Source organism: Halomonas sp. BC1, assembly GCF_002078135.1.
Classification (GTDB): Bacteria; Pseudomonadota; Gammaproteobacteria; order Pseudomonadales; family Halomonadaceae; genus Vreelandella; species Vreelandella stevensii.
Map to the genome: position 1 here is coordinate 183,554 of NZ_LFGS01000019.1, position 8,149 is coordinate 191,702.

Genomic DNA, 8,149 nt, shown 5'->3' on the forward strand with positions numbered 1-8,149 from the left:
AGGTGTCACAGACGTTATTTATACCTTGGAGAATGCGTTGGCGGTAGAAACATTGCCCGCTAATTACGTTCTCGATTTAGATGCTCCATTGGATGCTGGTGTGGTCACTGTTTCTCAGGCGATTGCATCATTTGCGGATGTCTCTCGGGTTTTGCAAGGAGCTAATAATCAACCCCCTGTGTCATTGTTCCAGTGGTCGGTTAGTGACACGGCAAGTGCTATTATTGATAGTATTGAAGAGAGCGCCGTTACTGGGGCCAACCCTGTCGTGATTAGTGATCGTGCCATCACTGTAGAAGAGTTTGAGCTTCTTAATGGTCTGGATAATTTCCAGTTGGGAGAGACCGTCGTAAGTTATACGCTTTCTCAAGCGGTTAACGCAGCGGTGATTGCGGAAAATTACGATATTTCAGATAGCTCTGTGTTAAATGCAGGTAGTTTGAGTGTCGTAGAGGCAGAGCAGTTGCTGAGCTCGGTAGAGTTGATTTTGTCAGGTGCTATGAACGCACAGTCCTTAGACGCGGACCAGCTCTTTAATTGGACCGTTGTGGATAGTGCGGATAATATTTTAAGTGCGGATAATGTGCCGCACCTGCTGAGAGCAACGTCAGTTAGCGTCAGTGATGACTTAATCACACTGTCAGAGTATGAAAGCCTCCTTGGTTTAGACAGTAACTACATAAGGACTGGCGAAGTCGTCGAATACACGCTGGAAGAAGCTATCCGAGCGGATGATAGAGGAACCTTGCTGAATGGCTATGCGATTAGTGTAGACAGCCTGCTTGACGCAGGGGAGGTGAGTGTTGCGGAAGCACAAGAGGCCTACCTACAGATCACTGACCTGGTAGACAGTGCTGAAAATCGTGACAGCTTAGGCGAGCGTCTACCTTTCCAGTGGGTAGTCGTTGATGATGCCACCTTGATTATTGAAGACTTGTCCGAGAATCACGTTGCGTTAGCTGATCAGGTGTTTGTTTTAAATTCTGAAATTAGCCAGCCAGAATATGAGCGTCTTATCGAGTTAGAAAATTTCGACTTAGGCTCCACGGTCGTGCGATACACGCTTGAAGGTGCCGTCAATACAGATGTCGCGTTACCCGATAGCTATTTATTAGAGACAGATACCTATGCACCAGGTGAGCTGAGTGTTGCTCAGTCTCGCTCGACTCTTGAGCGTGTGGAGTTGGTTGTAGGTAGTGCTGATAATGCTGATGGTTTAAATGTCGACGAGCTTTTTAGTTGGATCGTTCAAGATAGTGCAAGTGCCGTTCTAGCAATCGAGCAAGGTGCTGCTTTCATGGTTGGCGCTGACGAGATTCGTCTTACTGACCAGCAGATTACAGTTGATCAATTCGAATCTTTATTGGCGATCGAAAATGATAATCGGGGTTATCAGCGCGGCAATGAACAGGTTGAATACACCCTCGGCCAGGCATTTGAGCGAGGCCCCGATGATGTGGTAGATAATTATCTTATCAATACACAGCCGCAGCTTGTTCTGGAGTCCCTGGCAGCGGAAGATGCCATCGAGAATCTGTCTATCGTTCGCGAGTTGTTAGGTGGGGCAGAGAACTCGCCTGACCTGAGTAGCGTTTACTCCTGGAGCATTCTGGATAGCTACAACAATATTCAGTCACGCTTGGGTGCTTCTGCTCCTGACGGCCTCCAACTTGCTGAAAGTGTTGAGGTGACAGACGAAACGCTGACAGCAGCTCAATATGAGCAACTGATGGGTAGATTAGATAATTTCAGTTTAGGGGAAGAGGTAACCGTAGTTTACGCTGATATCAATGATGCACTTCGAGCTCAGTCGGCGGATATATTAGCGCCTGATGGTCGCTTCGTGCTGAATGATACTGCAACACCTTTTGTAGCGACACTCGTCGTTGAAGAGGCTGCAAACGAGCTAACAAATGTGCGTGCAGTATTAGAAGCGGGTCGAAATGTAGAGAGTGATAACGAGACCGCTCAACGTCTGTTTGACTGGACGGTGAACGATACGGCAAGCAATATTATTCAAGCTATTGCACAAGATCATATTGTCTTGGCCGATCGTGTTCAAATTACGGATGTGCAGTTGACTTATGAACAATACCAGTCACTCATTGGTCTTGGCAACTACGATTACAATAGTGATCCGGTGGAGATTTTGTATACGCTTGAAGAAGCGTTAGAAATCATTGAGTCAGAAGGGGTGGAGGCGCTTGTCAAGGGAGAAGAGGGCAATAGTGCAGGCTACCGTCTTGCTGATACAGAACTGTCGATTGGTGTTTTGACGGCGGAAGAAGTAAGACCCATTGTAGAGAGCGCCGTACTCGCCCTTTCAGGTGCGAACGCCCCTGTTCCCGCGGTGAATGAGCTGCTGAAATGGAGCGTTATCGACTCAGCTTCTGCCTTGTTGGCTACCCAATCGAATAATCAGTTTCCTTTGTATTTGACAGGCGCAGAACAGGTGTCGGTCAATAATGATATTCTCGCCATTGCAGACCTTCAGCGGTTACAACGGCTGAGTAATTTTGAGCTGGAAGATACGCCTGTCAGATTTATCTTTACCCGCAACTTGACGCTTGGTGATATCGAAAACATTGCTGATAGCTATGAAATTGTGGCAAGCAGGGTTGAAATACCCAACTTCTTACTTACTAGCGTGCCTAATGCTGAGACACGTTATCAGGCTACACAAGCCATTGTAGATGGAGCGCTTAATCGTCAAGCGGTGAGTGTTGAAGCACTGCAGACGTGGAGCATCACGAGCGCTCAGCCAGACGAGCTTCTTGCTGCGGGCGCCGCTCCGTGGATCAGCGGAGCGGACACGATTACATTGGATCTGGGTAGTAGTGCATCTCTGACTCCTGAGCAGTACGAGGCCTTTGTTACCTTAGGCAACGTAGATCTCGATAATGTTAATGTCAGCTATTCGCTAGAGGAAGCGATTGCTGAAGTCAATGCAGGGGGGGAGCTGCCCGGCAGTAATGAGGGGCGTCCGGGTAGCTATGAAATTAATGCTGGACAGCCATTCGATGCCGCATCGTTAGTGGTCAGTGAAGTAGAGTCTCTGTTAGTGACGGTAGAGGAGATTCTCTCAGGGGCAAGCAATGCTGAAAGTCTCGACCGTGAAACGCTGTTAAATTGGGTAATCGAAGATAGTGTTGATCAAGTGCTCAACTCAATAGGTAGTGAGGCTTTGTCTGCCGCTAGCAGTGTTCGGGTGAACGTGGACGAAATTAGCTTCCAGGACTTTGAAGTGCTCAGCGAGCTACCCAACTTTGACCAAGAAGGGCTGACCGTCACGTACCCACTAAGTGCTTTGATACAGCGCTCTCTGGATGGCTTAAGTCTTCCCGAGAATTATGCCTTGCAAACGGATCAAGCATCGTTCTTTGATGCAGGGGCGTTGGATGCTCGGGCAGCCGAGCGGTTGTTCGAGACATCGACATTACTCTTGGAGGGAGCGGTCAATAGCGATACTCCTCTATCGTCATTAGCCACTTGGGTAGTCCAGGATACCTATGCGAATATTTATACACTCAATGTAGCGGGTAATAATGGTGTTCCTGCTGAATTCTTGATCGATGATGCAGCAAGTATTGTCATTATTGATGACCCGCTCGAAAGTGATGATGAGCAAGACCTGAATATCACTTTTACGGTCAACGGCTATACCCACCAGCCAGGCGCCGCACCGGGGGGGAGCGTCACGCAGCTATCCAAAACGTTTAATGTTGACGGCCAAGCGGCTGACGGTATTGAGCTGATCACGGATTTCCGAGTAGGAAGTGAACCAGGCTTCGATCAGCTGTTCATCGACCTGACGGCCAATGAGTTCGATGCGCTGCGCGGTGATGAGCCTGGCTTTGAGCGCTATGACGATTTGACTGCGTTAGGTGAGGATATTGCGTTTGCCGTATTTACCACTGAAGAGTTCATGAATGGCACGGCAGGTTGGCTGGATCAACTTGGCCTGAACAGTGACGAAGTGGTGTACCTGTTGGCAGGTAATGGAGACACCCCCGACATTGAAGATGATGCTCAGCTATTCCGTGTTGAGCTCACAGGCAGTGACTTCGATACCCAGTTGCTCGCCAACTTCGAAAATCTGGACCTTAACGGGTTCCTCGAAGATAACTGGAATACCAACTACAACATCACTTGATGCATGTGAAAGCTCCTGCAGTGGCAAGCCAGGCTCTGCAGAGGCGGGCTTGTGTTGGTGCGCAGCGTAAATCATGCCACTATCAACGCGTGGCCAGGCAGTTGGCTGGTCACGCATGTCATCACTTCATCAACCCAATGTCGCGGGAGACAACCCCATGGGCGTGACCTATCACGAAAGCAATGCACGCATGAGCCAGGTGGCCATTCATAACGGAACCGTCTACCTCGCGGGCCAGGTGCCGGCCGATGCCACGGTGGGCATGCGTGGCCAAACCGAGCAGGTGCTGGCGCGTATCGATGAGCTGCTGGCGCAGGCGGGCACTTCCAAAGAGCACCTGATCTCTGCGCAGGTATGGGTCACCGACATGGCCGAGTTCGCAGAAATGAACGAAGCGTGGGAAGCCTGGGTAGTACCGGGTCGTCCGCCGGTGCGCGCTGCGCTGGAAGCCAAGCTGGCCAAGCCCGAGTGGAAAGTGGAAATCATGGTCATCGCGGCACTGCCCGACGCCTGATCGGTTGCTTCAAGGCTGTCACGAGGGGGCGTTAACCGAGCGTTAACGCCCCCTCGATTTTTCTTTCGTGATCGTTTTATAGTGAAGCTTCCTTCTCACACTTCCCGAACGGTACGGTCATGGTCCAGTTCGAGCTGCATAGCCGCAATCTGGCGCAAGAGCAGGTGGCGCACACCCACGATTTTCACCAGTTGATACTGGCCACGTGTGGCGTGACGGAACTGTCCATGGAAGGCCAGGGGGAGCGGGTGACCGCTCGCCGGGGCTGCTTGATCCCTTCGTCACGCCATCACGAGTATCAGGGCGATGGCAGCAACCGTACCCTGGTGCTGGATATCCCCGTGCAGCACCTGGTTACGCTGGAAAAGGGCAGTGAGATCGAGCGGCTATTCGATAAACCGCGCTTCTTTACCGTTCCCCCCGCTTTGAACCAGCTCACCCATGCGCTGGCCCATCAGTTGGATCAGTGTCCAGCCCTGCAAAACGAAATTGCCGCACTGTTACTGCGGGCGCTCTACATGTACCTGCAGGATGCACCGCTCCAGACGGCAGCCCAAATGGGCGCGCGCTGCATCAGTGAGCGGCTGGACCTGGAGCGCCTGGATGCCTGGCTCGATCAGCACCTGGCCGATGACATTCGTGTCGAGCAGATGGCCGCCCTATGCGCCTTGAGTCCCGGCCACTTTCATAGCTGCTTTCGTGAGCTGACCGGGGTGACGCCGCTGGCCTATGTGCAGCGCAGGCGGCTGGAGCATGCGCGCACCCTGGTACGCCATAGCGCCATGAGCCTTGGCCATATCGCCATGTTGGTGGGTTTTCGCGATCAGGGCAGCTTTTCCCGCGCCTACCGTCGTTACTTCGACATTTCCCCTTCGTCGGATCGCTAGCGTCTGAAACCTCGGCCTACCTGACTTACGGGCAAACTTGCCAGAGTCTCGGGCAAGCAACCGTTGCTGCATCGTCGTAGTCTCAAGAGAAGTTCGATGACTCTGGAGAGCGCTGATGCTACCACCCTCGTTTTATCCCCATGCCCACACGCGCGCGTTGGCCTTTGCTACCCATCGGGTCATTGTGCAAGGCCTCGTCGCCTGTCACCTGCAGGGGGAGTGGGCATGAAGGTCATTTCTGCCAAGGAAGTCGAGCAGTGTTTAGCCTGGCCTGACCTGATCGAGCGCCTGCGCCACACCTTCGTGAACGGGGTGGAGTCGCCACCGCGCCACCATCACGCCATGCATCGGCCGGATGGCGAAGCCACCATGCTGCTGATGCCCGCCTGGGAAGCCGCAGGCTATATCGGGGTGAAGATGGTCAACGTGTTTCCGCAAAATGCCGAACACGGCCTGCCGGCCATTTCCGGCCTTTACCTGCTCAGCGAAGGCCAACACGGCCAGCCGCTGGCGTGCATCGATGGCAGCGAACTGACCCGCCGCCGCACCGCCGCTGCTTCTGCGCTGGCGGCTCATGTGCTGGCCAGGGAAGACGCCGAAACGCTGCTGGTGGTGGGTACCGGCAAGCTGGCCCCCATGGTGATCGAAGCCCACGCAAGCGTCAGGCCCATCAAGCGCGTGCTGGTCTGGGGGCGTAACCCCCACAAGGCAGCCGCCATTGCCGAAGAGTATGCAGACCGCTTCGATACCCAGGTCGTCGACACCTTGGCCACCGCCGTGGCAGAGGCCGACATCGTCAGCTGCGTGACGCTCTCCACCCAGCCCATCATCCGGGGCGAGTGGCTGACGCTAGGCACGCACCTGGACCTGATTGGCGCTTTTCGTCCACAAATGCGCGAAACCGATGCCGATTGCCTGCGCCGTGCCCAGGTATTCGTGGATACCTACGCGGGGGCACAAGGCGAGGCGGGGGACATCCTGCAGGCCATCGAAGAAGGTGCCTTCCAGTTCGAGGAGATCCAGGCGGAGCTGGCCGACGTCTTGCGTGGCGAGAAGCCCGGGCGCACCAGCCCGCAGGCCATCACGCTGTTCAAGTCGGTGGGCGCCTCTCTGGAAGATTTAGCCGCGGCGATCGAGCTCTGGGAGTCGTTACCCGCTACGCTGAAGTAGCGCTTGCTAGCTCCAAATGGCCAAAGGACGGTGACCATGAAGTGTTTTTATCATCCTGATCAGGCGCTGCATGCGCCGCCCACTTTCCTGCTGCGTGGCCAGCCGGCGCCTTCCCCGGAAGGGCCGGTGCGGGCCGAGCTGCTCACCCAGGGGTTGGCAAAGGTGGGCTTGGCGCTGGTGGCCCCGGGCGCGTCGGACTCGCCCCAGCTGCGCCAGCGGCTGGCGCAGATTCATACGCCGCGCTACCTGACCTTTCTGGAAACGATCCATGCCCGCTGGCAAGCGTTGCCCAACGCTGCCGCGCTGGTGGCGCCCAACATTCACCCCTGCGGCGGCGGCCACCACTACCCCCGCCACCCCATCGGCCAGGCGGGCTGGCACCTGCACGACATGGCTTGCCCGCTCAGCGCCACCAGTTTCCAGGGCGCATTGGCCTCGGCGGCCACCGCAGAAGCAGCCGCGGAAGCCGTGTTAGCAGGGGAGACGGTGACCTATGCGCTGTGCCGCCCACCCGGCCACCATGCCGGGCCCGAGCGGGCAGGCGGCTTTTGCCTGCTGAACAACTCGGCGCTGGCCGCGACCGTGCTGCGCGAACGCTTTGCCAGAGTGGCGATCATCGATGTGGATTTGCACCACGGCAACGGCACCCAGGACATTTTCTACGCCAGAGACGATGTATGGACCGGTTCGCTGCACGCCGACCCCAGCGACTTCTACCCCTTTTTCTGGGGCGGGGCTGACGAAGAAGGCAGCGATGACGGCGTGGGCGCCAACGTGAACCTCCCCCTGCCGGTGGGCAGCGACGGTGAGGTCTATCTGGACGCGCTGGCGATTTTGATCGATCACTTGCAGCGTTTCGAACCGGATGCGGTGGTGGTCGCTCTGGGGCTGGATGCCCATAAGGAAGATCCGCTGGCCGGTTTGAACGTGGAAACCGAAGCGTTTATCGAGGTAGGCAAGCGTCTGGCCGCGCTGTCGCTCCCCATGGTGATCGTGCAGGAAGGCGGCTACCCCACCGAACAGCTCAGCGCCAACCTGGCGGCCTTCATGGAGGGGTTTAACGCATGAGCGGTACCGGCTTCTACTGGCACGAACGCTGCTTCTGGCACGACCAGGGGGCCATCGGCGTGTTCTCGGCGCCGGGTGAGTTCTTGCAGCCCCAGGCCGCCTCGGAAAGCCCCGAAAGCAAGCGGCGGCTGAAAAACATTCTGGAAGTCAGCGGGCTGATCGACGAGCTTTACGTGGTCAAGCCGCCCGCCGCCACGCTGGAAGACCTGCTGCGCTTTCACACGCCGCGCTACCTGGAAGAACTTCAGGCAGGCGATGCGGCAAGGGGCGGTAACGGCGGCGACTGTGCCCCCTACATGCCGGGCAGCTGGGCCGCCGCGACCCACTCGGCGGGCTTGGCCATCGCCGCCGTAGACG

5 protein-coding genes and 1 pseudogene are annotated in these 8,149 nt (G+C 55.8%); all 6 read left to right on the forward strand.

The features are described from left to right. Positions 1-37: 37 nt before the first annotated feature. A complete protein-coding gene (locus tag B7L72_RS14920) occupies positions 38-4,153 on the forward strand; it encodes a hypothetical protein (RefSeq protein WP_217806084.1) in 4,116 nt (1,371 codons plus the stop codon). Positions 4,154-4,310: 157 nt separating this feature from the next. Further along, positions 4,311-4,667 carry a RidA family protein gene (locus B7L72_RS14925; protein WP_016914906.1) on the forward strand — a complete coding sequence of 119 codons (357 nt, stop codon included), beginning with the start codon at positions 4,311-4,313 and terminating at the stop codon, positions 4,665-4,667. A gap of 119 nt (positions 4,668-4,786) precedes the next feature. Then, a complete protein-coding gene (locus tag B7L72_RS14930; protein WP_081195276.1) occupies positions 4,787-5,554 on the forward strand; it encodes an AraC family transcriptional regulator in 768 nt (255 codons plus the stop codon). Between the two features lie 225 nt (positions 5,555-5,779). Continuing rightward, the gene (locus tag B7L72_RS14935) at positions 5,780-6,724 is read left to right on the forward strand and encodes an ornithine cyclodeaminase family protein (RefSeq protein ID WP_081195278.1); all 945 of its coding nucleotides are present in this window, start codon (positions 5,780-5,782) and stop codon (positions 6,722-6,724) included. A gap of 36 nt (positions 6,725-6,760) precedes the next feature. Continuing rightward, complete coding sequence (locus B7L72_RS14940) at positions 6,761-7,792, forward strand: histone deacetylase family protein (protein ID WP_081195280.1); 1,032 nt, start codon at positions 6,761-6,763, stop codon at positions 7,790-7,792. Beyond that, positions 7,789-8,149: pseudogene (locus tag B7L72_RS14945) on the forward strand (class II histone deacetylase); the annotation flags it as partial. The gene B7L72_RS14940 and the pseudogene B7L72_RS14945, both read left to right, overlap by 4 nt.